This window comes from Actinomadura sp. NPDC047616 (genome assembly GCF_040642915.1).
GTDB lineage: Bacteria > Actinomycetota > Actinomycetes > Streptosporangiales > Streptosporangiaceae > Spirillospora > Spirillospora miaoliensis.
Genome location: NZ_JBEYTB010000017.1, coordinates 15,703 through 40,090 on the forward strand (window position 1 = coordinate 15,703; position 24,388 = coordinate 40,090).

General features: G+C 74.7%; 22 protein-coding genes. 13 read left to right on the forward strand and 9 right to left on the reverse strand.

Annotated features, from left to right (window positions below):
- Positions 1-168 precede the first annotated feature (168 nt).
- The 7 genes from steA to ABZ801_RS32560 all read left to right on the forward strand — a co-directional run bounded on the left by steA (position 169) and on the right by ABZ801_RS32560 (position 9,906).
- On the forward strand, positions 169-1,404 hold the full coding sequence (gene steA / locus ABZ801_RS32530; RefSeq protein ID WP_344955220.1) for a putative cytokinetic ring protein SteA: 1,236 nt from the start codon (positions 169-171) through the stop codon (positions 1,402-1,404).
- Entirely contained in the window at positions 1,401-2,357 is a 957-nt protein-coding gene (locus tag ABZ801_RS32535) for a copper transporter (protein WP_360705210.1), read from the forward strand. Before steA ends, ABZ801_RS32535 begins: the two co-directional genes overlap by 4 nt.
- A 47-nt stretch (positions 2,358-2,404) precedes the next feature.
- Positions 2,405-3,379 (forward strand): hypothetical protein, encoded by a 975-nt coding sequence (locus tag ABZ801_RS32540; protein ID WP_360705212.1) that lies wholly within the window; start codon positions 2,405-2,407, stop codon positions 3,377-3,379.
- 111 nt (positions 3,380-3,490) lie between these two features.
- Positions 3,491-5,131 carry a lipid II flippase MurJ gene (locus ABZ801_RS32545; RefSeq protein ID WP_360705214.1) on the forward strand — a complete coding sequence of 547 codons (1,641 nt, stop codon included), beginning with the start codon at positions 3,491-3,493 and terminating at the stop codon, positions 5,129-5,131.
- The gene (locus tag ABZ801_RS32550; RefSeq protein WP_360705216.1) at positions 5,128-6,318 is read left to right on the forward strand and encodes a glycosyltransferase; all 1,191 of its coding nucleotides are present in this window, start codon (positions 5,128-5,130) and stop codon (positions 6,316-6,318) included. The genes ABZ801_RS32545 and ABZ801_RS32550 overlap by 4 nt, the downstream gene beginning before the upstream one ends.
- Positions 6,319-6,616: 298 nt before the next feature.
- Positions 6,617-7,642, forward strand: coding sequence for a TerC family protein (locus tag ABZ801_RS32555; protein WP_360705219.1), 1,026 nt, complete (start codon positions 6,617-6,619; stop codon positions 7,640-7,642).
- Positions 7,643-7,710: 68 nt separating this feature from the next.
- Positions 7,711-9,906 (forward strand): acyl-CoA dehydrogenase, encoded by a 2,196-nt coding sequence (locus ABZ801_RS32560; RefSeq protein ID WP_360705222.1) that lies wholly within the window; start codon positions 7,711-7,713, stop codon positions 9,904-9,906.
- 102 nt (positions 9,907-10,008) lie between these two features.
- Here the strand turns inward: ABZ801_RS32560 and ABZ801_RS32565 are convergent, their stop codons facing one another.
- Positions 10,009-10,425, reverse strand: a complete 417-nt coding sequence (locus tag ABZ801_RS32565) for a hypothetical protein (RefSeq protein WP_360705225.1) — start codon at positions 10,423-10,425, stop codon at positions 10,009-10,011.
- Positions 10,426-10,563: 138 nt separating this feature from the next.
- Here ABZ801_RS32565 and ABZ801_RS32570 point away from each other — a divergent pair, with 138 nt between their 5' ends.
- Genes ABZ801_RS32570 through ABZ801_RS32580 form a run of 3 tightly spaced genes read left to right on the forward strand, consistent with a single transcriptional unit; the run spans position 10,564 to position 13,276 of the window.
- Positions 10,564-10,986 (forward strand): hypothetical protein, encoded by a 423-nt coding sequence (locus tag ABZ801_RS32570; RefSeq protein WP_344955204.1) that lies wholly within the window; start codon positions 10,564-10,566, stop codon positions 10,984-10,986.
- The gene (locus ABZ801_RS32575; RefSeq protein ID WP_360705229.1) at positions 10,983-11,879 is read left to right on the forward strand and encodes a MoxR family ATPase; all 897 of its coding nucleotides are present in this window, start codon (positions 10,983-10,985) and stop codon (positions 11,877-11,879) included. The genes ABZ801_RS32570 and ABZ801_RS32575 overlap by 4 nt, the downstream gene beginning before the upstream one ends.
- Positions 11,880-11,884: 5 nt before the next feature.
- Positions 11,885-13,276, forward strand: coding sequence for a VWA domain-containing protein (locus ABZ801_RS32580; RefSeq protein ID WP_360705231.1), 1,392 nt, complete (start codon positions 11,885-11,887; stop codon positions 13,274-13,276).
- A gap of 12 nt (positions 13,277-13,288) precedes the next feature.
- Here ABZ801_RS32580 and ABZ801_RS32585 read toward each other — a convergent pair whose 3' ends face one another.
- Positions 13,289-14,701, reverse strand: a complete 1,413-nt coding sequence (locus ABZ801_RS32585) for an MFS transporter (protein WP_360705234.1) — start codon at positions 14,699-14,701, stop codon at positions 13,289-13,291.
- 99 nt (positions 14,702-14,800) lie between these two features.
- Between ABZ801_RS32585 and ABZ801_RS32590 the strand changes: the two genes are divergently transcribed.
- On the forward strand, positions 14,801-15,298 hold the full coding sequence (locus tag ABZ801_RS32590; protein WP_344955197.1) for a helix-turn-helix domain-containing protein: 498 nt from the start codon (positions 14,801-14,803) through the stop codon (positions 15,296-15,298).
- A gap of 25 nt (positions 15,299-15,323) precedes the next feature.
- Here the strand turns inward: ABZ801_RS32590 and ABZ801_RS32595 are convergent, their stop codons facing one another.
- Entirely contained in the window at positions 15,324-15,914 is a 591-nt protein-coding gene (locus ABZ801_RS32595; RefSeq protein WP_344955195.1) for a helix-turn-helix domain-containing protein, read from the reverse strand.
- 77 nt (positions 15,915-15,991) lie between these two features.
- Positions 15,992-16,351, reverse strand: a complete 360-nt coding sequence (locus ABZ801_RS32600) for an SPW repeat protein (protein WP_344955193.1) — start codon at positions 16,349-16,351, stop codon at positions 15,992-15,994.
- Positions 16,352-16,560: 209 nt separating this feature from the next.
- Here ABZ801_RS32600 and ABZ801_RS32605 point away from each other — a divergent pair, with 209 nt between their 5' ends.
- A complete protein-coding gene (locus tag ABZ801_RS32605) occupies positions 16,561-18,162 on the forward strand; it encodes an adenylate/guanylate cyclase domain-containing protein (protein ID WP_360705238.1) in 1,602 nt (533 codons plus the stop codon).
- Here the strand turns inward: ABZ801_RS32605 and ABZ801_RS32610 are convergent.
- The 5 genes from ABZ801_RS32610 to ABZ801_RS32630 form a co-directional block, all read right to left on the reverse strand.
- Entirely contained in the window at positions 18,159-18,944 is a 786-nt protein-coding gene (locus ABZ801_RS32610; protein WP_360705241.1) for a hypothetical protein, read from the reverse strand. The genes ABZ801_RS32605 and ABZ801_RS32610 overlap by 4 nt on opposite strands.
- Positions 18,945-19,066: 122 nt before the next feature.
- Positions 19,067-19,699, reverse strand: coding sequence for an MBL fold metallo-hydrolase (locus ABZ801_RS32615; protein WP_360705244.1), 633 nt, complete (start codon positions 19,697-19,699; stop codon positions 19,067-19,069).
- Positions 19,696-20,781: an S-(hydroxymethyl)mycothiol dehydrogenase gene (locus tag ABZ801_RS32620; protein ID WP_360705247.1), complete on the reverse strand. Its 1,086-nt coding sequence runs from the start codon at positions 20,779-20,781 to the stop codon at positions 19,696-19,698. The genes ABZ801_RS32615 and ABZ801_RS32620 overlap by 4 nt, the downstream gene beginning before the upstream one ends.
- Before the next feature lie 179 nt (positions 20,782-20,960).
- On the reverse strand, positions 20,961-21,491 hold the full coding sequence (locus ABZ801_RS32625; protein ID WP_360705250.1) for an ATP-binding protein: 531 nt from the start codon (positions 21,489-21,491) through the stop codon (positions 20,961-20,963).
- Positions 21,492-21,702: 211 nt separating this feature from the next.
- The gene (locus ABZ801_RS32630; protein ID WP_360705252.1) at positions 21,703-22,809 is read right to left on the reverse strand and encodes a VWA domain-containing protein; all 1,107 of its coding nucleotides are present in this window, start codon (positions 22,807-22,809) and stop codon (positions 21,703-21,705) included.
- Positions 22,810-23,223: 414 nt separating this feature from the next.
- On the opposite strand from ABZ801_RS32630, the gene ABZ801_RS32635 reads away from it, so the two are divergent.
- Positions 23,224-24,378, forward strand: coding sequence for a phosphodiester glycosidase family protein (locus ABZ801_RS32635; protein ID WP_360705255.1), 1,155 nt, complete (start codon positions 23,224-23,226; stop codon positions 24,376-24,378).
- Positions 24,379-24,388: the final 10 nt, after the last annotated feature.

A 24,388-nucleotide genomic window follows, 5' to 3' on the forward strand; every position in this document is an offset into this window, starting at 1 on the left:
CGCGTCGCGTGTGCGGCTCGCACACGGGCAGGCCCGCGCGACGCCCCGGCGGACGTCGGCGGTGCGGCGCGCGAACGCGACGGTGAACGCGGACGGTGAACGAACCGACACGGCCGGGCGCTTGTCGTTACAGGTGTCGGTTCAAGTGCTCTGGCAGGATGTCATGCGATGAACGACTCTCCGACCACCGAGCGTCGCGTCCGGCTGTCCCAGCGGCTGCCGCGGCGCGTGCTCGCCCTGGGCCGCGGCCGCGAGGACGACCGGCCCGGGGTCGGCGGCGTCGCCCGGCTCGACCGCCGCACCAAGAATCTGACCAAGCGGCTGCAGCCCGGCGAGATCGCCGTCATCGACCACGTCGACCTCGACCGGGTCAGCGCCGAGGCGCTGGTGTCGTGCGGGGTGGCCGCGGTCGTCAACGTGGCGCCCAGCATCTCCGGCCGCTACCCCAACATGGGGCCGCAGATCCTGGTGGAGGCCGGGATCCCGCTGCTCGACGACGTCGGCCCGGAGATCTTCTCCCGGCTGCGCGAGGGCGACCGGGTGCGGGTGGACGACGCGGAGGTGTACCGCGGCGCCGAGGTGGTCGCCAAGGGCACGGTGCAGACCGGCGAGACCGTCGAGGCCGCGCTGGCCGAGGCCAAGACGGGCCTGGCGCACCAGCTCGAGGCGTTCGCCGCCAACACCATGGAGTACATGCGGCGCGAACGCGACCTGCTCATCGACGGGGTCGGCGTGCCCGACGTCAAGACCCCGATCGAGGGCCGGCACGCGCTGGTCGTGGTGCGCGGCTACCACTACCGCGAGGACATCGCCACGCTGCGTCCCTACATCCGCGAGTACCGCCCGGTGCTGATCGGGGTGGACGGCGGCGCCGACGCGCTGCTGGAGGCCGGCTACCGGCCCGACATGATCGTCGGGGACATGGACTCGGTGTCCGACGAGGCGCTGACGTGCGGCGCCGAGATCGTCGTGCACGCCTACCGGGACGGCCGGGCGCCCGGCCTCAAGCGGGTCAACGAGCTCGGCCGCGACGCGGTCGTGTTCCCCGCCACGGCCACCAGCGAGGACATCGCCATGCTGCTGGCCGACGAGAAGGGCGCCTCGCTGATCGTGGCGGTCGGCACGCACGCCAACATGGTGGAGTTCCTCGACAAGGGCCGCGCCGGCATGGCCAGCACGTTCCTGACCCGGCTGCGGCTGGGCAGCAAGCTGGTGGACGCCAAGGGCGTCAGCCGCCTGTACCGCAGCCGCATCTCCACCTCCTCGCTGCTGTTCCTGGTGCTCGGCGCGTTCATCGCCATGACCACCGCCGTGATCATGTCGCCGGCCGGGGAGATCATCCGTCCCCTGCTGGCCGACCGCTGGCACGCGTTCCTCTTCTGGCTGACCGGACTGTTCACGTGATCGATTTCCGCTACCACCTCGTCTCCATCGTCGCCGTGTTCCTGGCGCTGGCGCTCGGCATCATCCTGGGCTCGACCACGCTGTCGCAGTCGGTGACCGCCGAGCTGAAGAAGCAGGCGAGCGACGCGGCCCGCAACAGCCAGCAGCTGCGCCAGGAGCAGCGCCAGCTGGAGGCCCAGCGCGACGGCGAGGAGCAGTTCGCCAAGACGCTCGGCGCCGACCTGGTCGTCGACCGGCTCAAGGGCCAGTCGGTGGTGTTCGTCGAGACGCCCGGCGCCAGCAACGACAGCATCGAGCAGCTCAGCGAGCTGGCCAAGACGGCGGGCGCCACCGTCACCGGCCGGGTCACCATCCAGAAGAAGTTCCTGGACGACGACCAGGTCGGCACCGTCGACGAGCTGGCCGGCCAGCTGCGGCCCGAGGGCGTGAGGCTGCCCGACGGCGGCGGCCCCTACGACCGCGCGGGCGCCGTGCTGGCCAGCGCGCTGGTCACCCGGGACACCGCGCGCAGCGGCCGCGAGGACGCCGAGGGCGGCGCCGTGCTCAACGGGTTCCGGCAGGCCGGGTACCTGACCTCCACCGGCCGGCCCGGCCAGCACGCCACCCTCGCCGTCATGATCGCGCCGTCCACCCCGTACCAGTACGAGGGCGGCGAGATCGACAACCGGGCGCTGCTGTCGCTGGCGGCGGCGCTGGACGGCGCGGGCCGCGGCGTCGTGGTCGGCGGGCCGTCCACCTCCGCCCAGGAGGGCGGGCTGATCGCGGCGCTGCGCGACTCCGACGTCCGCAAGCAGGTGTCGGCGACCGACATGGTCGACACCTCCTCCGGCCGGGTGGTGGCGGTGCTGGCGCTGCAGAACGAGATCGCCGGCACGTCCGGCCAGTACGGCACCGGGTCGGGCGTGAGCGGCTACCTGCCCTCCCCGGTGCCCACCGCGAGCAAGAGCGGGTGAGGAACGGGTGAGCCCCAATGACCTCCACTGAGATGACCCCCACTGCCATGACACGGACGACACGGCCCGCGCCGGGCGGGACGCTCCGCACGGCGGCCCGCGTCCTGGCCGGCGCGACGCTGGGCGCCGTCGCCGCGCGCGCCGCGTACGCGGCCGCGACCCGGCGGCCCCCGGGGCTCAACGGAAAGCCCGGAGACGAGGTGTGGGGCCGCACCAACCACCGCGGCGAACCGGTCACCCTGCTGGAGGGCCCCGCGTTCGTGGCGGGCGCCGCCGCCGGCGGGCTGCTCACCCCCGGGCTCGGCGGCCGGATGCGCGCCGCTGCCCTGCTGGCGGGCACGGCCTCGGGTGTGCTCGGCGGCTACGACGACGTGGCGGGCACGACGTCCTCGCGGGGGTTCAAGGGGCACCTGGGCGCGCTGGCGCGCGGCGAGGTCACCAGCGGCGCGGTGAAGATCCTCGGCATCGGCGCCACGGGCCTGGCCGCCGCCGCGGTGGCGGGCTCGCCCGCGCCGACCCGCACCGGACGCGCGTTCGACACCCTGGTCAACGGCGCGCTCGTCGCCGGTAGCGCCAACCTGATGAACCTGTTCGACCTGCGTCCCGGCCGCGCCATCAAGGTCGGCCTGCTCACCGGCACGCCGCTGGCGATGACCGGGTCGCGCGCGGTGGTGGCCGCGCCGCTGGGCGCCGCCGTCGCGCTGCTGCCCGAGGACCTGGGGGAGCGCGCCATGCTCGGCGACACCGGCGCCAACGCGCTGGGCGCCCTGCTCGGCCTGGCCGCCACCCGCCTGGGCCGCGGTCCCCGCCTGGCCGTGCTGGCCGGGGTGGCCGGGCTCAACGCCGCCAGCGAGTTCGTCAGCTTCACCAAGGTCATCCAGCGGACGCCGGCGCTGAACTGGCTCGACATGCTCGGCCGCCGTCCCGTCGCGCCCCCGGCCGCGGGCCCGCAGGCCGGCGCCTCGGTGCCCGCGCAGCCCGGTCCCGCCGACTCCGAACACACCGCCGACCCGGCGCCCTGACCTGCACCGCCGCAGTCCCGCCCGGACGTGACGGCACCCCCGCCTCGACACCCGACGACGACCCTGCGCGCCCACGCACCCACCGCACCCCCGGGCGCTCCCCGGACAGACGTGACACAGACCCCACTGGCACCGGACACCGTGACCTCACCACTGCGCCGCCTCACCGGCGGCCTGGCGGGCGCCGCCGTCGTCATCGGTGTCATCACCGTGCTGTCGCGGCTGGCGGGGTTCGGCCGCACCTACGCCTTCTCCCAGACCGTCACCACGTCCTGCCTGAGCCAGGCGTACTTCACCTCCACCCAGCTGCCCAGCATCGTGTACGAGATCGTCGCGGGCGGGGCGCTGGCCAGCATGGTGGTGCCGGTGCTGGCGGGCCCCGCCGAACGCGGCGACCACGAGCGGGTGCGGCGCATCGCCTCGGCGCTGGTCACCTGGATCGTGCTGACGATGGTGCCGCTGTCGCTGGCGCTCGCGTCGCTCTCCCGCCCGATCATGCACATGCTGGTCCGGGGCGACCTGGAGGGCTGCTCGCGCGCCGGGGTCATCGCGGTCGGCGGCGACATGCTGGCGATCATGTCGTCGCAGATGGTGATGTACGGGCTGGCGGTGGTGCTGTACGGGGTGCTGCAGTCGCACAAGCGGTTCGTCGCGCCCGCGCTGGCGCCGCTGATGTCGAGCCTCGTGGTGATCGGCGCGTACCTGGTGTACGCGCCGCTGGGCCGCGGCTACGAGAACGACCTAGCGCGTCTTCCGGCGTCGGCGGAGCTGACGCTGGCGGTCGGCACCGCGTGCGGCGGCGTGGCCATGGCCGCGACCGCCGGGTTCGCCGTGTGGCGGTTGCGGCTCGGCCTGCGTCCCACGCTGCGGTTCCCCGAGGGGGTCGCGCCGCAGGTGCGGCGGCTGGCGGTGGCGGGCCTGGCGACGGTGGTGGCGCAGCAGCTGTCGGCGCTGCTGGTCGTGACGCTGAGCTACCGGGGCACCGGTGGCGCCCTGGCGAACTACCAGTACGCCTGGGCCATCTACCTGCTGCCCTGGGCGATCCTCGCGGTGCCGATCGCCACCAGCGCGTTCCCGAGGCTGTCGGCACGGGCGCACGACGGTGAACGCGAGGAGTTCGACCGCATCACCGCCTCCACCACGCGTGCGGTGGTGCTGGTGTCGTGCGCGGGCGCGGCCGTGCTGGCGGCCGTGGCGCTGCCCGCGTCCGTGGTGTTCAACCCCGGCCGCGCCGACCAGCAGGAGGTGCTGGCCCGGGCGGTGCTGGCCTTTGCCCCGGGTCTGCTGGGGTACGGGCTGGTGGCGCACCTGGGGCGGGTGCTGTTCGCCTGCCGCCGCGGCAGGGTCGGCGCGCTGGCGACCGTCACCGGGTGGGGGCTGGTGATGGCCGCGGACGTGGCGTTGGTGATGGTCGTGGAACGGCAGTGGGTGGTGGCGGCGCTCGGATTGGGCAACACGGTCGGGATGACCGTGGCGGGGGCGTTGCTGCTGGGCGTGCTGCTGAAGGCCCGGGGGCGGGCGGCGGTGCGGGGTGTGCCGCGCGCGCTGGCCGCCGGGGTGGCCGGGGGCGCCGGCGGCGGCGCCGCCGGATACGCCGTGGCCGCGCTGCTCGGCGCGGGCGGGCAGTTGTGGAGCGTCGGCGTCGCGGTGCCGGCCGCGGCCGCCGCTGGAGTGGTGTTCTTGATGATCGCGTTCGTGGTCGACGGCCGGGACCTGCGGGCCGTCCTCAGCCGGAGGGTCACGCGAGGATGACTGACGAGATGGGTGCCGAGAAGGTGGACGGGATGCGGGTGGCGCTGGTGCTGGCCACCAGCGCGGGCGGCGTGGGACGGCATGTGCGGTCCGTGGCCGCCGGGCTGGTGGAGCGCGGCGCCCGCGTCGCGGTGTGCGGGCCGGCCTCGACCGAGGAGCAGTTCCGGTTCGGCCGGGTCGGGGCGCGGTTCGCCGCCGTCGACATCGCCGACCGGCCGCGCCCGGTCAACGACGCGCGTGCCGTGGCGCGGCTGCGCACGCTGCTGCGCGACGCCGACGTCGTGCACGCGCACGGGCTGCGGGCGGGCGGCCTGGCCGTGGCGGCGTGCGCGCGCGTCACCCCGGGGCCGCTGCGGTTCGCGCAGGGCGGGCCGCCCGTCGTCGTGACCCTGCACAACGCCGTCATCGCGGGCGGGAAGACGGCCGCGGTGTACGGGGCGCTGGAACGCGTCGTCGCCAAGGGCGCGGCGATGGTGCTGGGCGTGTCGCCGGACCTGGAGGAGCGCATGCGTGCGCTCGGGGCGCGCCACGTCGAGCACGCGCTGGTGCCCGCGCCCGCGCCGAGGAGGCGTCCAGGGCCGGAGGTGCGCACCGAGCTGCGCGCCGAGCTGGGGGTGGAGGAACGGCCGCTGGTCGTCACGGTCGGGCGGCTGGCCGAGCAGAAGGGCCTGCCGACGCTGCTGGACGCGGCCGCCGGCTGGGCGCGCCGCACCCCGCCGCCGCTGGTGGCGATCGTGGGCGCCGGTCCGCTGGAGGACGAGCTGCGTGCGCGGATCGAGGCCGAGGACCTGCCGGTGCGGCTGCTGGGACGGCGGTCCGACGTCCCGGCGCTGCTGGCGGCGGCCGACGTGGCGGTGGTGCCGAGCGTGTGGGAGGGCCAGCCGCTGATCGTCCAGGAGATCCTGCGGGCCGGGCGTCCCCTGGTCGCCACGCGCGTCGGCGGCATCCCCGTGATGGTCGGCGGCGGGCCGTCCGAGGGGCAGGGCGAGGCGGCGATCCTGGTGCCGCCGCAGGACGCGGCCGCGCTGGAACGGGCCGTGGGCCGGGTGCTGGACGACCCGGCGCTCGCCGTGCGGCTGGGCGCGGCCGCCGCGCAGCGCGCCACGTCGCTGCCGACCGAGGACGACGCCGTCGACCAGCTCGCGGGCGTCTACACCCGTCTCGCACAGTCCCGGCACACCCTTTGACGCTCCCCTCGGCGGACGAGTTCAGATTTTTCTCGAAAAAGTTGGACTGAGTGGGAACCGCTCCGGTGGGGCCTGCGTTGAAGCCGGTAGTGGAGGGGAGTATCCCTGCGCGCGGGCTTCCGTCAGCACGGCCGGCAAAGGCGCCGACCCGGGACCCGCGGTCCGCTCCGTAGGCGGGCGGGAGAGACCTCCGGCGTTGAGTTATGCCCTGGTGCGGGGGAGGGCCCCGCACCCCAGGACCGACGCGTGACGGTACGCGCTGCCGTCATGACGTCGCGCACGCCGGAGGAGTACTGCGTTGAACGTCGCGCCATGGGTGTGGATCCTGACCGTGGTCGGGCTGTCCGCGATCATCGTCATCGATCTGTTCCTGATCAACCGCGGGGAGAACAAGGATTTCACCACCCGCCGGGCCGCCTTCTGGTCCGTCTTCTACATCAGCCTGGCCGTGCTGTTCGGCGTGGCCGTGTGGTTCTTCGCCGGCGGCCGGTACGCCGGTGAGTACTTCGGCGGGTTCGTCACCGAGAAGAGTCTCAGCGTCGACAACCTGTTCGTGTTCATGGTGATCCTCACCAGGTTCGCCGTGCCCCGGCACGCCCAGCACACCGTCCTGATGGCCGGGGTCGTCATCGCGCTGATCCTGCGCGGCATCTTCATCGCCCTCGGCACCGCCGCGCTCAACAACTTCACCTGGGTCTTCTTCCTGTTCGGCGCCTTCCTGCTGTGGACCGCGATCGGCCTGGTCCGGGGCGACGACGAGGAGGAGGTCAAGGAGAACGCGCTGCTGCGCTGGGCCAAGCGGGTGGTGCCCACCACCGACGAGTACGAGGGCGACCGGATGCTGACCCGCCGCGACGGCCGCCGCATGTTCACCCCGCTGTTCATCGTCATGATCGCGATCGGGTCCACCGACGTGCTGTTCGCGGTGGACTCCATCCCGGCGATCTTCGGGCTGACCACCGAGCCGTACCTGGTGTTCACCGCCAACGCCTTCGCTCTGATGGGCCTGGTGCAGCTGTACTTCCTCATCGGCGGCCTGGCCGACCGGCTGGTCTACCTGTCCTACGGGCTGGCGTTCATCCTCGGGTTCATCGGCGTGAAGCTGATCCTGCACGCGCTGCACGAGTACGGCGCGGCCTGGGCGCCCGACATCTCGATCTGGCTGTCCCTGACGGTCATCGGCTCCACCCTGGCGATCACCACCGTGGCCAGCCTGATGGCCGGGCGCCGCGGCGAGGGCCGGAAGGACGAAGCGGCCACCGGGGACGAGGCGGCGGCGGAGTCCGCGGACGAGCGGCCGCAGGAGGCGACGGACGTCCACTAGAACCGATCCGCAAGATCCGAATCGTGTTCTAGAATCGGAGTCAGCAGGGCTCCGAGAGAAGGTGACGCATGGCCATCGGGCTGACCGAAGAGCATGAGGCACTCGCCGAGTCGGTGCGCGGGTTCACCGAACGCGCCGTCCCGCAGGCGGTGGTACGCGCCGCGTTGGAAGCCGACGAGGAGACCAGGCCCGGGTTCTGGCCGGCCCTGGCCGAGCAGGGCCTGCTGGGCCTGCACATCCCCGAGGAGCACGGCGGGCAGGGGTACGGGCTGCTGGAGCTGGCGGTCGTCCTGGAGGAACTGGGCCGCGCCGCCGCGCCCGGACCGTTCCTGCCGACCGTGCTGGCGGCCGCCGCGATCAACGCCTCCAGCAACGCCAAGGCCCGCGGCGAGCTGCTGCCCGGCCTGGCCGGCGGTTCCCGCACGGCCGCGCTGGCGCCGGCCGGGGAGCTGACCGGCGCCCGCGACGGCGACGCGCTGGTGGTCACCGGCGCCGCCGAGCCCGTGCTGGGCGCCGCGCTCGCCGACGTGATCGTCCTGCCGGTGCGCGCCGACGGCGCCGAGGAGTGGGTCGCGGTGGACGCCGCCGCGCTGGCCGTCACGCCGCTGCCCAGCATCGACCGCGTCCGCCGGGTCGCCAGGGTCGAGGCGGACGGCGTGTCCGTGCCCGCCGACCGGGTGCTGGACGGCCTGACCGGCGGGCACGTGCGCGACCTGGCCGCCGTGCTGCTGGGCGCCGAGGCGGCCGGCGCCGCGTCCTGGTGCGTCACCACCGCCGCCGAGTACGCCAAGGTGCGCGAGCAGTTCGGCCGCCCGATCGGGCAGTTCCAGGGCGTCAAGCACAAGGCCGCCCGCATGCTGATCGCCCTGGAGCAGGCCCGCGCCGCCGTCTGGGACGGCGCCCGCGCCCTGGACGAGGGGGCCGAGGAGGCCGGGTTCGCCGCCGCCGTCACCGGCGTCATCGCGCTGGACGCCGGTGTGCAGGCCGCCCGCGACGCCATCCAGATCCTCGGCGGGATCGGCTTCACCTGGGAGCACGACGCGCACGTCTACCTGCGCCGCGCCCTGACGCTGCGGACGCTGGCGGGCCCGGCCAAGCGGTGGGCCGCCGTCGTCGCCGAACGCGCCCTGGCCGGGGGACGCCGTCCCGTCGAGCTGGAGCTGGACGACGAGACCCGGCCGCTGCGCGAACGCGTCCGCGCCGAGGTCGCCGAGCTGGCCGCCGTCACCGACAAGGACGAGCGCAACCGCCGCATGGGCGACGAGGGCTGGACCGCCCCGCACCTGCCCCGCCCCTGGGGCCGGGGCGCGGGACCGGTCGAGCAGATCCTCATCCAGCAGGAGCTGCGCCGCGCCGGCGTCAAGCCGCCGAACCTGGTGATCGGCGCGTGGCTGGTGCCGTCGCTGGTGGCCTACGGCACCGAGGAGCAGAAGGAGCGCTTCCTGCGCCCCACGCTGCGCGGCGAGCTGGTGTGGTGCCAGCTGTTCAGCGAGCCGGGCGCCGGATCCGACCTGGCGTCGCTGTCGATGCGGGCCGAGCGCGTCGAGGGCGGCTGGCGGCTGACCGGCCAGAAGATCTGGACGTCGGTGGCACAGCACGCGCAGTGGGGCTTCTGCCTGGCCCGCACCAACCCGGACGCGCCCAAGCACGACGGCATCACCTACTTCCTGGTCGACATGAAGTCCGAGGGCGTGGACGTGCGGCCGCTGCGCGAGCTCACCGGCGACGCCATGTTCAACGAGGTGTTCCTGGACGAGGTGTTCGTCCCCGACGAGTGCGTGGTCGGCGAGGTCGACAAGGGCTGGCAGGTCGCCCGCAACACCCTCAGCAACGAGCGGGTGTCGCTGTCGACCGGCGGCGGCCTGGGCATGGGCGTGCCCGAGCTGCTGAAGTTCTTCGACGGCCGGGACCTGGACCCGGTCGCCCTCGCCGAGGTCGGCGGGCTGGTCGCGCAGGGCCAGTCGATCGACCTGCTCGGCCTGCGCGCCACCCTCAAGCAGCTCAACGGGGTCGAGCCGGGCGCCGAGTCCAGCGTGCGCAAGCTGCTGGGCGTGCAGTTCAACCAGCAGGTCGCCGACTACTGCTGGGAGGCGCAGGGTCCCGCGGCCACCACCGAGGTGCCGCTGGCCGAAAGCGGCATCGTGGGGCGGGCCATGCTGTTCAGCCGCGCCATGACCATCTACGGCGGGACGACCGAGGTGCAGCTCAACATCATCGCCGAGCGCATGCTCGGCCTGCCCCGCGATCCCGAACCCGGTAAGTGATCCATCGCCGCCGCGCGGCGTGCCGGCCCCCTCGCGGCACGCCGCGCCCCTCGGCGGCCCCGGGCCGCGGGCTCGGGCGGCGCGGGCTCGGGGAGCGCGGGATCAGGGACGGGGGCGCAGCGCGTGCGCGAGATTGATCAGGACGATCGCCGCCCACACGATCACCAGGCCGGGCAGTCCCGCGTTGACCACCCCGATCGCGCTCAGCGGGATCGCGGCCAGCAGGGACACCACGACCAGCGCGATGCCCGGCCCGTCGGCCGGGCGCGCCGCCCGTCCGGCCGCGTATCCGGCGGGGCGGGGGCCCAGCCGGGCGTCGAGGGCCTGCTCGACGCGGTCCACGACCGTCTCGGCGAAGGCGGCGTCGTAGTCGGGGCCGAGCTCGCGGCGGGCCGCCAGCGCCGCGGCCAGGTCGTCGCGGGGCAGGCCGGCGCCGGGCAGGCCGACGTGCGGCAGACCGGCGGCGTGCGGCGGACCGGCGGCGGCCGGCGCGCCGCGCGGCGGACGAGAAGTCGTCATGCTCCGGTTATACGAGGCCGGACGCCCGCACCGCGTCACCCGTGGGTGCCAGACGCCGCCTACCCCCCGGGAGTGACGCCCGGCGCGACGCTACCAGCCGGTAAACTGCCGACCTCTCGAGATCTTCCGGAGGTCCCCGTGAGAGTCCGGGCTCGCTCGACCGTCCCCCTGGCGGGTCTGGCCGCCGCGACCGCGCTCGCCCTCACCGCCTGCGGCGGCGACGGGGAGGACGGCGCGCACGCGGGCGGCACCGCGACGGCGACCCGCCTGGCCCCCGTGCCGAAGGTGCCGCCCGGGCAGGTCCGGCCGCTGGTCGGCCGCTGGGTCGGACCGGCCAAGGACTACTTCGTCTTCAAGGCCGACGGCACCGGCGCCTGGAAGCGCGGCGAGCAGACGCTGTGGAGCGGGCAGGCCATCCCCGAGGGCGGCGGCACGTTCCGGTTCTCCTGGCAGGGCGGCGACCCGCAGTCAGGCACGTACTGGGGCGTCCGGCTCGACCAGGACGGGCGCAAGCTGGTGTTCGCCGGCACCAACCAGACCTACACGAAGGCCAAGGGATGACACTCGACACCGAGCCGGACACCGGCGGCGGCCGGGCGTTCGGCTCGCCCGCCGACGTGGCCGAGCGGCTGGCCGGCACCGGCTACCTCGCCGACGACGCGATCGCCACCACCGTCTACCTGGCGCAGGAGCTCGGCAAGCCCCTGCTGGTGGAGGGCCCGGCGGGCGTCGGCAAGACGCAGCTGGCCAAGGCCGTCGCCGCCGCCACCGGCGCCGAGCTGATCCGCCTGCAGTGCTACGAGGGCCTGGACGAGGCCCGCGCCCTGTACGAGTTCAACTACAAGAAGCAGCTGCTGGCGATCCAGGCCGCGCCCGCCGACCGCGCCTGGCGCGAGACGCACGACGACATCTTCACCGAGGAGTTCCTGCTGGAGCGGCCGCTGCTGGCGGCGATCCGCCGGGACGGCCCCACGGTGCTGCTCATCGACGAGGCCGACAAGGCCGACGTGGAGGTCGAGGGCCTGCTGCTGGAGGTGCTGTCGGACTTCCAGGTGACCATCCCCGAACTCGGCACCGTCACCGCCGTCCGCCGCCCCTTCGTGGTGATCACCTCCAACGCCGCCCGGGAGCTGTCGGAGGCACTCAAACGGCGCTGCCTCTACCTGCACCTGGACTACCCGGCGCCGGAACGCGAACGCCAGATCGTCCTGGCCCAGGTGCCGGGCGTGCGGGAACGGCTGGCCGAGCAGCTCGTGCGGACCGTGGCCGCGCTGCGCGCCCTGGAGATCAAGAAGGCGCCGTCCATCGCCGAGACCGTCGACTGGGCCCGCACCCTGCTCGCCCTCGGCCTGGACGAGCTGGACGACGCCGCCGTGGCGCGCACCCTCGGCGTCGTCCTCAAGCACGTGTCCGACCAGGAACGCGCCGTCAAGGAACTGGGCCTGGGGGGCTGACGGCGATGGCGCGTTCGCTGCTGGACCGGCACACCCGGTTCGTGGCGGCGCTGCGCGAGGCCGGGCTGCCGGTGTCGGTGGCCGAGGGCCTGGACGCCGTGCGCGCCACCGGGCTGGTCGACCTGGCCGACCGGGAGGCGCTGCGCGCCGCCTACGCCGCCACGCTGGTCAAGCGCCCGGCGCACCGGCCCGCCTTCGACCTGCTGTTCGACCTGTGGTTCCCGCCCGCGCTCGGTGACGGCGCCGCGGCCCCGCCGCGTCCGGCCGAGCCCCGCGAGCCCGGCGCCCGCCGCGTGCCGCCCGCCCTGGACCCGCAGGTCCAGCGGCGCCGCGAGGACCTGTTCGACCTGCTGCTGACCGGCGACGACGCGGGGCTGCGGCGGTTCGCGCGCGAGGCCGTCGCCGAGTACGGCCGCACCCCCGGCCAGGAGTCGTGGTTCTCCTCCGGCGTGCTGCGCGCGATGTCGCCCGAGACGCTGATGGCACGGCTGCTCAACGCCGTGCTCACCGGCCGGGACCGGGGCGGCATGGCCGAGCAGGTCGCCCGGCGCACCTTCGGCGACCGCATCGACCGGTTCCGCGACCTGGTCGGCGCCGAGGTCCGCCGCCGCATCGCCGAGGACACCGGCGTCGAGCGCACCGCCCGCCTGTCGGTGCGGCCGCCGCTGGAACAACTGGACTTCGGCCGCGCCGGCCGCGCCGACCTGGCCGCGCTGCGCCGCCAGGTCCACCCGCTGGCCCGGCGCCTGGCCACCCGCCTGGCCCAGAAGCAGCGCATGGACCGGCGCGGACGGCTCGACTTCCGCCGCACCGTCCGCGCGTCGCTGGCCACCGGGGGAGTGCCGCTGACCACCCGGCACCGGCCCCGCCGCCCGCACCGCCCCGAGCTGGTCGTCCTGTGCGACGCCAGCGACTCGGTGTCGGCGTTCGCGCACTTCACGCTGCTGCTGACGTTCGCGCTGCGCGAGCAGTTCAGCAAGGTGCGGGCGTTCGCGTTCATCGACGGCACCGACGAGATCACCAAGTACTTCGCGCCGGGCGCCGACGTGGTGGACGCGATGACCCGCATGGCCCGGGAGGCCGACCTGGTCTGGATCACCGGCCGCAGCAACTACGGGCACGCCCTGAAGGTGTTCGAGGAACGCTACGGCGACGCGGTCGGCCCCCGCACCGCGCTGCTGATCCTCGGTGACGCCCGCTCCAACTACGGCGAGCTGTCCCTGCCCGTGCTGCGCGGGCTGGCCGAGCGGGCGCGGCACGCGTACTGGCTCAACCCCGAGCCGCGCGCCCAGTGGGACACCGGCGACTCGGCCGCCTCCCGCTACGGCGCGGTCGTCCCCATGTACGAGTGCCGCAACCTCGCCCAGCTCACCGAGTTCATCGAACAGCTCGCCTAGGCGCGTGCCGCGTCATCGCGCCCGCGGCGCACGGCGCTCGCGGACGACCACGGCCAGCACCGCGCCGGCGACCGCCAGCACCGCCGAGATCACCAGCGCGATGTTGGTGCCGTGGGCGAGCGAGTCCAGCGAGTGGTCCCCGCCCGTGGCGATCGCGACGACCATGGCGACGCCCAGCGAGGCGCCGACATAGCGGGCGGTGTTGTTGGCGCCCGACCCCATGCTCGCCCGGTCGGCGGGAACGCTCTCCACGGCCAGCCGCGCCAGCATCGCGTTGGCCAGCCCGCTGCCGACGCCCGCCACCGCCAGGCCGGGCACCAGCCGCCACCAGTGGCCGCCCGGCGCCAGGCCCAGCATCGCGACCTCGCCCACCGCGCTGAGCACCAGCCCGGACGCCAGCAGCACCCGCGGCGCCACGCGGACCGTCAGCCGCCGCGCCTGCAGCGCCGCCACGAACGACAGGCCCGACCAGATCGACAGCAGCAACGAGACGGTCACGGGGGTGAGCCCGTAGGCCAGGTCCAGCAGGGTGCCCAGGTAGCTCATCACCCCGATCACGGCCAGCCCGGTCACCAGGGCCCCGACGGTCGCCACCACGAACAGCGGCCGCCGCAGCAGCCCGAGGTGCAGCATGGGCTCGCGGCGGCGCGCCTCGACGACGACGAACGCGCCCAGCAGCACGACGGCGGTGACCAGCAGCACCGCCACCGCCGGACGCGTCCAGCCGGTGCGGCCCAGGGTGATCGCGGTGAGCAGCGCCGCGACCCCGCCGCTCATCGTGACCACGCCGGGCAGGTCCAGGCCGCGCGGACGCTCGGCGCGCGACTCCGGCAGCGAGCGCGCCGCCGCGACCGCCAGCGGGACGGCGGCCACCAGGCAGGCCCAGTACCACAGCCGCCAGTTGACCAGTGCGGTCAGCGCCGCCGTCGCCAGCGGGCCGAGCGCGATGCCCAGGCCGAGCATGGCGCCCCACACGCCGGTGGCGCGGGCCCGGGCGGGACCGGTGAAGGCGTGGCCGATGATGCCCAGGCCGCCGGCGAGCAGCGCCGCGCTGGCCGCGCCCTGCACGATCCTGCCCGCGACGAACCACGTCGCGTTCGGCGCCAGGGCGCAGGCGGCGCTGGCCACCGCCAGCAGCACGGCGCCGCCGGTGAACACGCGCCTGCGGCCGTGGTCGTCGGCCAGCCCGCCGACCGCCAGCAGCACGGCGGCGAGGCCCAGGCTGATCGAACTCATGATCCAGATCTGCGCCGTCGGGCCCGCGCGCAGCCCGGCCGCGGTGTCGACCAGCGTGGTCAGCGGCGCGGTGTAGTTCATCAGCGCGAGCAGCGTGGCCGCGGCGGGCACCACCAGCGCGGCGGTGGGCCCGTCGGCCCGGCCGCCCGCGCGGGAGGGCGCCGGGGTGGCGGGGGCGTGGGACGTCATGACACTCCAAGTTCATTCAACGAACCAAAATGGCCGTGCGGCGACGTTAGCACGATCTGGTTCAGTGAATGAACCCCCAGCGCGGGTACTGTGGCCTGCATGGCACTCGGCAAGGACTACGCCCGCCAGGACTGCTCGATGGCGCGCGCGCTGGAGGTGGTGGGCGAACGCTGGACCATGCTGATCATCCGGGACGCCCTGTACGGGGTGCGCCGGTTCAGCGACTTCCTGGCCCGCCTGGACATCCCGCGCGCGGTGCTGTCGCAACGGCTGCAGTCGCTCGTGGAGTCCGGGCTGCTGGAGAAGGCGGGCCACGAGTACGTCATCACCGAGATGGGCAAGGAGCTGTGGCCGGTCGTGCACACGCTCGCCCGCTGGGGAGAACGGCACTTCGACGACTGCGGGCCGGCCCGCCTGTACTTCCACGCCGGATGCGGCGCCCGGCTCGCCATCGACGGCACCTGCCCCGAATGCGCCTGCCCCGTCCCGCCCGAGGAGGTCGAGTTGCGCCCCGGTCCCGGCGGCTACGTCCGCGACGACCCCGTCAGCCTGGCCCTGCGCGAACCGCACCGCCTGCTCGAGCCCATCCAGACCTGACCCGCGACCCGCGCGGGGACGGCGGTCAGGCGCCGAGGGCGTGCGCGATGAGTTCGGCGACCGCGTCCGGGTCCACGTGCTGGCCGCTGAGCTGGGCGAGGTTCTCCTGGTAGATCAGCACCGCGGCGAACGTGGCGGCGGCGACCTCCAGCCGCGCCTGGTCGCCGCGCGCGCCGGGCAGCGCCAGCTCCAGCGCCCGCCGGGCCCGCCGGAACACCTCGCCGTTGAGCCGGCCGAGCCGCTCGCCGACCGAGCGGTGCGTGTCGGCCTCGCGGAACAGGATGCGGCGCATGGCGGGGGAGGCGCGCAGCGGGAACCGCCGCGCCAGCCGCGACAGCGTGCCCGCAGGGTCGCCCGGCAGCGCCTCCACCGCGTCCTCGGGCAGCTCCTCCACCGCCGTGCGCTCGTCGACCAGCGCGACCAGCACGTCGATCTTCTGCGGGAAATAGTGGAACACCAGGCCCTTGGGCACCCCGGCCTGGCGCGCGATCCGCGCGGTGGACGTGGCGTCGTACCCGCGCTCGGCGAACAGCGCCTCGGCCGCGTCCAGGATCCGGGTGCGGGCGTCCGCGCCCTCCGGGTCGCGCGAAGACCGCCGTCTCTTCACCGCCCTCATCCGCGGCCTCCCCCCTGACACGGCGCTGTGGCCCCTGGGCGCCCGCGCGCCAGGGACCACAGAGCGGTACCGTCCGATCAGGCCGTCGTGGCGCGGCCGCCGCCCGTACGGGTCAGGCCGCCTCCCGACTGTGTGGCTCCCCAGATGCCGACGATAGCCGCGATGCCGCCGGCGATCCACGCCGTCCAGGCCGCGGCGCCCTCACCCGCGAAGCTGAACGCCCAGGGGGACACGAAGACCAGCAGGGCGAAGGCCGTGGTGGTCCAGGGCGCCGGGCCGCCCGCGCCCAGCAGCGCGTACAGCCCGGCCAGGGCCAGCAGGGCCCCCAGCACCATCAGCGGCTGCTTGCCCGCGTCGTCGGCCCACAGCTCCGGCGCGACCAGTGCGACGAGACCCGCCAGGAAGGCGACCCCGTCCTGCCATGCGAACCTACCCATCAGCCACCTCCACCGGGGGGAACTTTGGACATCTTTGTCCGTTTCTAACATTCCCTGATTGACCGGCCGGTCAAACCTGCCCGCCCGGTGGGGCGGTGCTTTCGCGCGGGCCATGCCGCACTGGCGCCCCGGCGACGGACCGTGCGGCCGGCCGGCGGCGGGACCGCGGCGCTTCGAGGCGACGGGGAAAGCCGCTACCCTGCACCCCCATGGAGACGGACCAGACGCGGACGGCACCGGCACGGCCGCGGCGGCGTCCCCTCGCCCTGCTGTGGCGGTGCATCGACGGCCGCCCCGACGACACCCGGGCCCAGATCGCCCGGCGCGCCCGCGTCCTGGTCACCGTCTCCACCGGCCTGGCCAACCTGGGCGGCGCCCTGGTGGTGCTGCTGTTCACCATCGTCGTGCCCAACCCCGACGGCGCGGTGTCGGACCGGCTGCGGATGATCAACCTGCTGGTGTTCACCTGCTACGTCATCGCGGCCGTGCCCGGCGGGCTGCTGCTCGGCGAGCGCTTCTTCCGCCGCCTGCGCCGCCTGGTCGAGCAGCACCGCGAGCCCGACAAGCGCGAACGGCTCCTGCTGCTGTACGGACCGCTGCGCATGATGGCCCTGCACCTGACCCTGTGGAGCATCGGCACCGTCGGCTGGGTGATCATCAACCTGCCGTTCTCGGTGCTGCTGGCCGTCAAGCTCGGCCTGACCAGCCTGCTCGGCGGCCTGACCACCTGCACCGTGGTCTACCTGCTCACCGAGCGGCTGCTGCGGCGCGCCGTCACCACCGCGCTGCGCACCGGACCGCCCCGCCGCACCGGACTGCCCGGCGTGGTGTCGCGATCGGTGCTGGCCTGGGCCCTCGGCACCGGCGTGCCGATCCTCGGCCTGATCGTGCTGGCCGTCGGGTCGTTCGTGCTCGGCCACGTCGACGTGCGCGACTTCGCCTTCGCCGTGCTGGTGCTCGGCGGCACCGCCCTGCTCGTCGGCCTCGGCGTCACCTACGGCGCCGCCCGCGCCATCGCCGACCCGGTGGAGTCGGTGCGGCTCGGCCTGGCCCGGGTGCAGCGCGGCGACCTGGACGTCGAGGTCCCCGTCTACGACGCCAGCGAGGTCGGGCTGCTGCAGGCCGGGTTCAACCACATGGCCGCCGGGCTGCGCGAGCACGCCCGCCTGCAGGACCTGTTCGGCCGCCAGGTCGGCGAGGACGTCGCCCGCGTCGCCCTCGAACGCGGCATCGACCTCGGCGGCGAGCTGCGCGAGGTCGCCGTGCTGTTTGTCGACATCATCGGCTCCACCCGGCTGGCCGCCGACCGCCCGCCGACCGAGGTGGTCAAGCTGCTCAACGACTTCTTCGCCGTCGTGGTGGAGGTGGTCGGCGAGCACGGCGGCTGGATCAACAAGTTCGAGGGCGACGCCGCGCTGGCGGTGTTCGGCGCTCCGCTGGCGCTGGACGGCGCGTCCGGCCGGGCCCTCGCCGCCGCCCGCGAACTGGCCGGACGGCTGCGCGACCGGGTGCCCGAGCTGAGCGCGGCCGTCGGGGTGTCGGCGGGCGAGGCGGTGGCCGGGCACATCGGCGCCGAGGAGCGCTTCGAGTACACCGTGATCGGCGACCCGGTGAACGAGGCGGCCCGCCTCACCGACCTGGCCAAGGGCACCGAGGCGCGCGTGCTGGCGGCCGGCTCGGTGGTCGAGGCCGCCGGCCCCGACGAGGCGCGGCACTGGCGCGTCGACGGCGAGACCGTCCTGCGCGGCCGCACCCAGCCCACCCGCCTCGCCTCCCCGGTGGACACCGCGCCGGCCGAGGACGCCGCCTAGGCGGGGTGGATCGTCGCGTCGCGGAGCGTGGTGTACCAGGGGGCGGAGCGGGCGAATCCCGGGCCGGTCTCCTCGCCGATGTAGACGTCGGCGTGGTGCTCGCCGCCGTACCCGGGACGGAACAGGTCGGTGACCGTCCAGCTCGCCCGCCGGAACCGCTCGCACACCTCGTCCTCGACCGGGCGCCCGGCGCCGTCCCGGCCGCAGTCGGTGACGACGAACCGCTGGCCGCGCGCCAGCACGTCGCGGTCGGCGGCGGCCGACCGCCAGGCGCGCAGCGGCCGCCCGGCCGAGTCGCGGGTGGTGTCGTCCAGCCAGAACCCGACGCTGTGCGACCAGTTGAGGTACCGGCCCCGGTGCGGGCCGCTGGTGATCCGGCCGCTGCCCTCCGTCTGGATGATCTCGATGAAGTCCTCGGGGTACGACCCGAGCGGCGTGTCACCGTCGTCGCACCGCAGCTCGGGGCAGCCGCGCACCGCCTTGCGCCTGCCGCCGTGGTAGCTCTCCACGGCGGTGTAGTAGGTGGTGATGCGCCACTTGCCCGCGCGGCCGAGCGGCCGCACCGGTGACGGCGCCGGCGACCAGGCGGGCGACGACGTGGCCGACGACGTGGGCGACGAGGTGAACGCCGGAGCCGCGACCGTGGGGGACGCCGCGGGCCCGCTGCCCGCCGTGGGCGGTGGAACGTCCCGCTCCCGTGTCGAGGACTCCGCGTCCGTCCCGCATCCGCTGACGACCGCGCACAGCGCGAGGACGACGGCCTGCGGCGCCCTGGCCCGCATCGCACCTCCCCGGTGACCGGCAACCCGCGGGCGCACGACGGCCCGCCGCCACAGGGGACCCTATGCCGCGCGCCCGGGCGCCGTCCCGGGTTCGGCGTTGGCGGCCCGCCGGGGAAAGGCGATCAATACCCCCGGGCCACCCACTCCTCCAGATGCGGGGCCTCCGCTCCGATCGTCGTGCTGTCGCCGTGCCCGGTGCGCACGACGGTGTCCGGCGGCAGCGTGAGCAGCCGCTCCCGGATCGAGGTGATGATCGTGGGGAAGTCGGAGTACGAGCGGCCGGTCGCGCCCGGGCCGCCGGAGAACAGCGTGTCCCCGGAGAACACCGTGCCGAGGTCCGGCGCGTACAGGCACACCGCGCCCGGGCTGTGCCCCGGCGTGTGCAGGACGGTCAGCTCCACCCCGGCGACCGTGATCTTCTGGCCGTCCGCCAGCTCGCCCTGGGGGCCGGTGTCCGGGTGGCGCTGCTTCCACAGCATCAGGTCGGCGGGGTGCAGCAGCACGGGCGCGCCGGTGCGCGCCGACAGCGCGGGGGCGGCGTCGATGTGGTCGTCGTGGCCGTGCGTGGACACGATCGCCAGCAGCCGCCGGTCGCCGACGGCCGCCGCGATGGCGCCGGCGTCGTGCGCGGCGTCGATGACGATGGCCTCGGCGTCGTCGCCGACGATCCAGACGTTGTTGTCGACCTCCCACGTCCCGCCGTCCAGGGAGAACGTGCCGGAGGTGACGACGTGGTCGATGCGCGCGGCCATCACAGCACCACCACCGAGCGCAGCACGTCGCCGCGGTGCATCTTGTCGAACGCCGCCTCGACCTCGTCCAGCTCGATCGTCTCGGAGACGAACGCGTCCAGGTCCAGCCGTCCCTGCAGGTACAGGTCGATGAGCATGGGGAAGTCGCGGGTCGGCAGGCAGTCGCCGTACCAGGACGACTTGAGCGCGCCGCCGCGGCCGAACACGTCCAGCAGCGGCAGCTCCAGCGTCATCTCGGGCGTCGGCACGCCGACCAGCACCACCGTGCCGGCCAGGTCGCGGGCGTAGAACGCCTGCCTGTAGGTCTCCGGACGGCCCACCGCGTCGATCACCACGTCGGCGCCGAACCCGCCGGTCAGCTCCCGCACCGCCTCGACCACGTCGGTGTCCTTGGCGTGCACGGTGTGGGTGGCGCCGAGCGAGGTGGCGGTGGTCAGCTTGCGCTCGTCCAGGTCGATCGCGATGATCTTCGCGGCTCCGGCCAGCCGGGCGCCCAGCACCGCGGCCGCGCCCACGCCGCCGCAGCCGATCACCGCGACCGAGTCGCCGCGGCCGACCGCGCCGGTGTTGATCGCGGCGCCGAGGCCGGCCATCACCCCGCAGCCCAGCAGACCGGCCGCCGCGGGCTTGGCGGCGGGGTCGACCTTGGTGCACTGCCCGGCCGCCACCAGCGTCTTGTCGGCGAACGCGCCGATGCCCAGCGCGGGCGACAACTCGGTGCCGTCGGCCAGGGTCATCTTCTGCTTCGCGTTGTGGGTGTTGAAGCAGTACCAGGGACGGCCCCGCAGACACGCCCGGCACTGCCCGCACACCGCCCGCCAGTTGAGGATCACGTAGTCGCCCGGTTCGACCTCGGTGACCCCCTCGCCGACCGACTCCACGATCCCGGCGGCCTCGTGCCCGAGCAGGAACGGGAACTCGTCGTTGATGCCGCCCTCGCGGTAGTGCAGGTCGGTGTGGCACACCCCGCACGCCTGCACCTTCACCACGGCCTCGCCCGGCCCCGGGTCGGGCACCGTGATCGTCTCGATGCGGACCGGCTCCCCCCTGCCCGGCGCGACGACTCCGCGTACCTGCTGTGCCATGGCTGCCGCCCTTCCGTCGATCCTGGCCGCTGAGACGACCCTATCCAGCGCGTTCGGGGCCGCGTCCACCCCCGCGTCCGCCCCGTCCGTGTGCCGGTAGTCCACCAGCGGGCCCGGCCCGGACGCGACGCGCGTTTCCGCTCAGCGGAAGCACCGGCCCCGTGCGCGACGTGTCGCGGCTACTCGAAGTGGATGGCCTTGAGCAGGTCGGCGGCCGAACGGTCCAGCACGGTGACGGAGGCGGCGCGGGGGTACGCGCCGCTGCGCGCCCGTTCGATCAGCGGATGCCAGCGGCGGCAGTGCCGGCGGTAGGTCGTCTCGGTCAGCACCCGGCCGCGCTGGAACTGGCCCGCCCGCGCCGTCACCGGGTCCACGTCCAGCAGGATCATGTGCACGTCGCCGCCGCGCCGCCGGGCCAGCCAGGCGAACCCGTGCAGGAGGTGCGGCCAGGTGCCGCGGGTGTGCGCCACCACGTCGTGGCCCTCCACCACGGCCCGCGCGATGCGCCAGACGTGAGTGGTGTGGACCAGCGGCACGCGCGCCCGCTGCGGCAGCGGCCCCAGGTACCGTCCCCACCAGTTGCGCGCCTGCCTGGAGTCGATCACCCGCGCGTCCCCGGCCGGGACCGGCTGCGTCTCGTTTCCCCGCAGCCCGTACAGCCGGTCCAGCAGGGTGCTCTTGCCCGCGCCAGGCAGCCCTGCGACCAGCACCAGAGAACCAGGGGGGAAGCGCAGCTCGGCCCGTGGTGCACCGGCGCCCGCGTCGTCGTCGCCCGCGCGCGCCCGGTCCGCCTCGTTCGGCTCGTGGATGCTCGTTCTCCTGATGTCGGCCCCCGGGACGTTGTAGTTGTGAGGTCAACGAACGTCCGCTACCGAATGTTCCGGCGCGCGTCCGGAGCGTCCGCGGGAGGGCCGGGGCCGGCTACTGGTAGTCGCGGATCTGCTTGAACACGGTCTCCAGCGACTGCGTGCGGGCGTCGAACGTGCGGCCGCCGGTCAGCGCGGAGACCTCGGCCATCTCGTGGGCGGCCGCCTCGCCGAACAGGATCGGGAAGACCGGGACGGCCCGCGCCGCGCCCGGCAGCCGCCCGTACCGGGACCGGAAGCCGTTCAGGTCGGTGCCCCGGGCGTTCTCGCCGTCGGTCATCAGCACGATCGTGGTGAACCGGTCGGGATCGCGGGCGGCCTGCTCCCGCGCCAGCTCATAGGCGCGCAGCAGGCCGTCGTACACGGCGGTCTGCCCGCCGACGCGCAGCCCCTCGGCGTACGAGCGGATCTGCGCGAGCGCGGGCTCGGGGGAGTCCTCGGGCACGGTCACCGTCCGCGGCGTCTCGGGGCGGTCGCTGAACGGGATCAGCGTGACCTCCTCGCGCGCGTGGAACCGCTGGAACCCGCCCGTCAGCGAGTTGTCGGCGCCCGTCAGCCCCACCAGCGAGGCCCGCAGCCGGGAGATCCGCTCGCCCTGCATCGACCGCGACACGTCCAGCACGTAGATCGTGCGCGACGGGCGCCGGTACTCGTCGTAGTAGGCGGCGACCAGCGCGTTCACCGTCTCCAGCCGGTCGGGGAACGGCAGCTCGGGCGGGGCCGCCGGGAAGGGGCCGGGCGTCCCGCGCACCGCGCGGCGGTGCGCGAGCAGGGAGATCCGCCGCTGTCCGTCCGGGCCGGTCAGGTAGTCGGCGAGGCGGCGGTGGGCGTCGCGGGCCCGCTGCGACGCCGAGGCCAGCTGCGTGAGCGGGTAGTCGGCGGTGACCACGCCGTCGCGCGGATAAACGATCGTCAGCGGCTCGGGCAGCCGCCCCGAGGCGTTCAGCGACAGCAGCACCGACTCGTAGTTGATGATGCCGTCCACCTGCTGTCCCTGGCCGCGCGCGGCGTAGCGGACGTAGGAGTCCGACAGCCAGCCGGACGACCCGGCGGTGAGCGTCTGCCCGGAGAAGAACCGCCGCAGGCGCGGCGCGAGGCCGGCGACGGTGCCGGCGCCCAGCGGCGGCGCGCCCGGCTCGTCCTTGGCCAGCGCCGTGGCCACGCCCACCAGCGCGGAGAAGCCCGAACGCGCGGCGCGGCCCCCGTTTTCTGTTGTTCATGAGCGTCACAGTCCTGGCCCGCCGCATGGCCGTGACCGGGGCACCGGATGAACGGCGGATGACCCGTGCCGGACGACGCCACGCCGGGCGCGCGGATACGGGCTCCGGGGCCGCCGCTGTAGGAAGATCACCAGGTCGGCCGGGTGGTCGCGGGGGGAAAGGCTTGTCCGGTGATCAGTAGGTTTGCGGCGGTGCTCGTGACGGCGGGCGCGGTGATGGCGGTCTGTGTTCTCGGACCGGGACCGGAATCGGGACCGGCGAACGCGAGGGCCTCCGGCCCGGGGGACGCCCGGAGGGGGCAACCGCCGGACGCCGATGGCGCGGGGTCCGGGGAGCGGCCCGACGCGAAGGCGGCGATGCCCGCGTCCCGGGCGGCCGTGCCCCTCGGCCTGCGCTACACCTCCTCCAGGCGGGTGTCGCCGGGGATCACCGCCAGGAGATTCCACACCCGGGGCGTCGCCGGTCCTGTCGCCGGCCACCTCCTGGAGGCCGACCTGGCCGACCGGCGCGTCGGCGTGGGGCTGCTGCGCCCGCCCGTGGTCGCCGCCCGCAGGAAGGTGTCGGTGATGGCGAGGGCGCAGCGCGCGGTGGCCGGGGTCAACGGCGACTTCTTCAACATCGGCGAGACGCGTGCGGGCGTCGAGGCGACCGGTGCGGCGTCAGGCGCCGAGGTGGACAGCGGGCGTCCGCGCAAGGGCGCCGTGCCGTTCGGGCAGCGGTTCGGGCCGCCTCTGCCACCCACCAGTTCCGTCGAGGACGTCATCGGCGTGGACCGCAAGCGCGTGGGGCACGTGTCGAGGCTGCGCCTGAAGGGCACGATCCGCTCCGGCCGCACCACCCTCGCCGTGCGCGGGCTCAACCAGTACGCGCTGCCGGTGGGCGGCGCGGGGGTGTTCACCAGCCAGTGGGGCAAGGCCTCACGGCGACGCGCGGTCTGCGGCACCGACATGCTGCGCAACGCGCCGTGCACCACCGACGTCGCCGAGGTGACGGTGCGCCGGGGAGTGGTCACCAAGGTCCGCGGCACGGTCGGCCGGGGCGCCATCCCCAAGGGGACGGTCGTGCTGGTGGGGCGGGAGCAGGCCGCCGCCGCGCTGCGCGGGCTGCGCCGCGGCGACCGCGTACGGGTGCGCTACCGCCTGGCCGGACGGCACCGCTTCCGCTTCGCCATCGGCGGCTTCCGCATCCTGCGCGACGCCCGGCCGCCCGCCGGGCTGGCGGCCGTGGACCCGGCCCCGCGGACGGCCGCGGGCATCAGCCGCGACGGCCGCCGCATGTACCTGATGGTCGTCGACGGCCGGTCGGAGCGCAGCGGCGGCGTCACCCTCGCCGAGCTGGCGCGGCTGATGTGGCAGGCGGGCGCCGACGACGCGGTCAACCTCGACGGCGGCGGCTCGTCCACCCTGGTCGTCCGCGGCCCGCGCGGCAGGGCCGCGACCGTGCGCAACGCGCCGTCCGACGGCTCCGAACGTCCCGTCGCCAACGGCATCGGCCTGTTCGTCCGCCGCTGACTCCACGCGC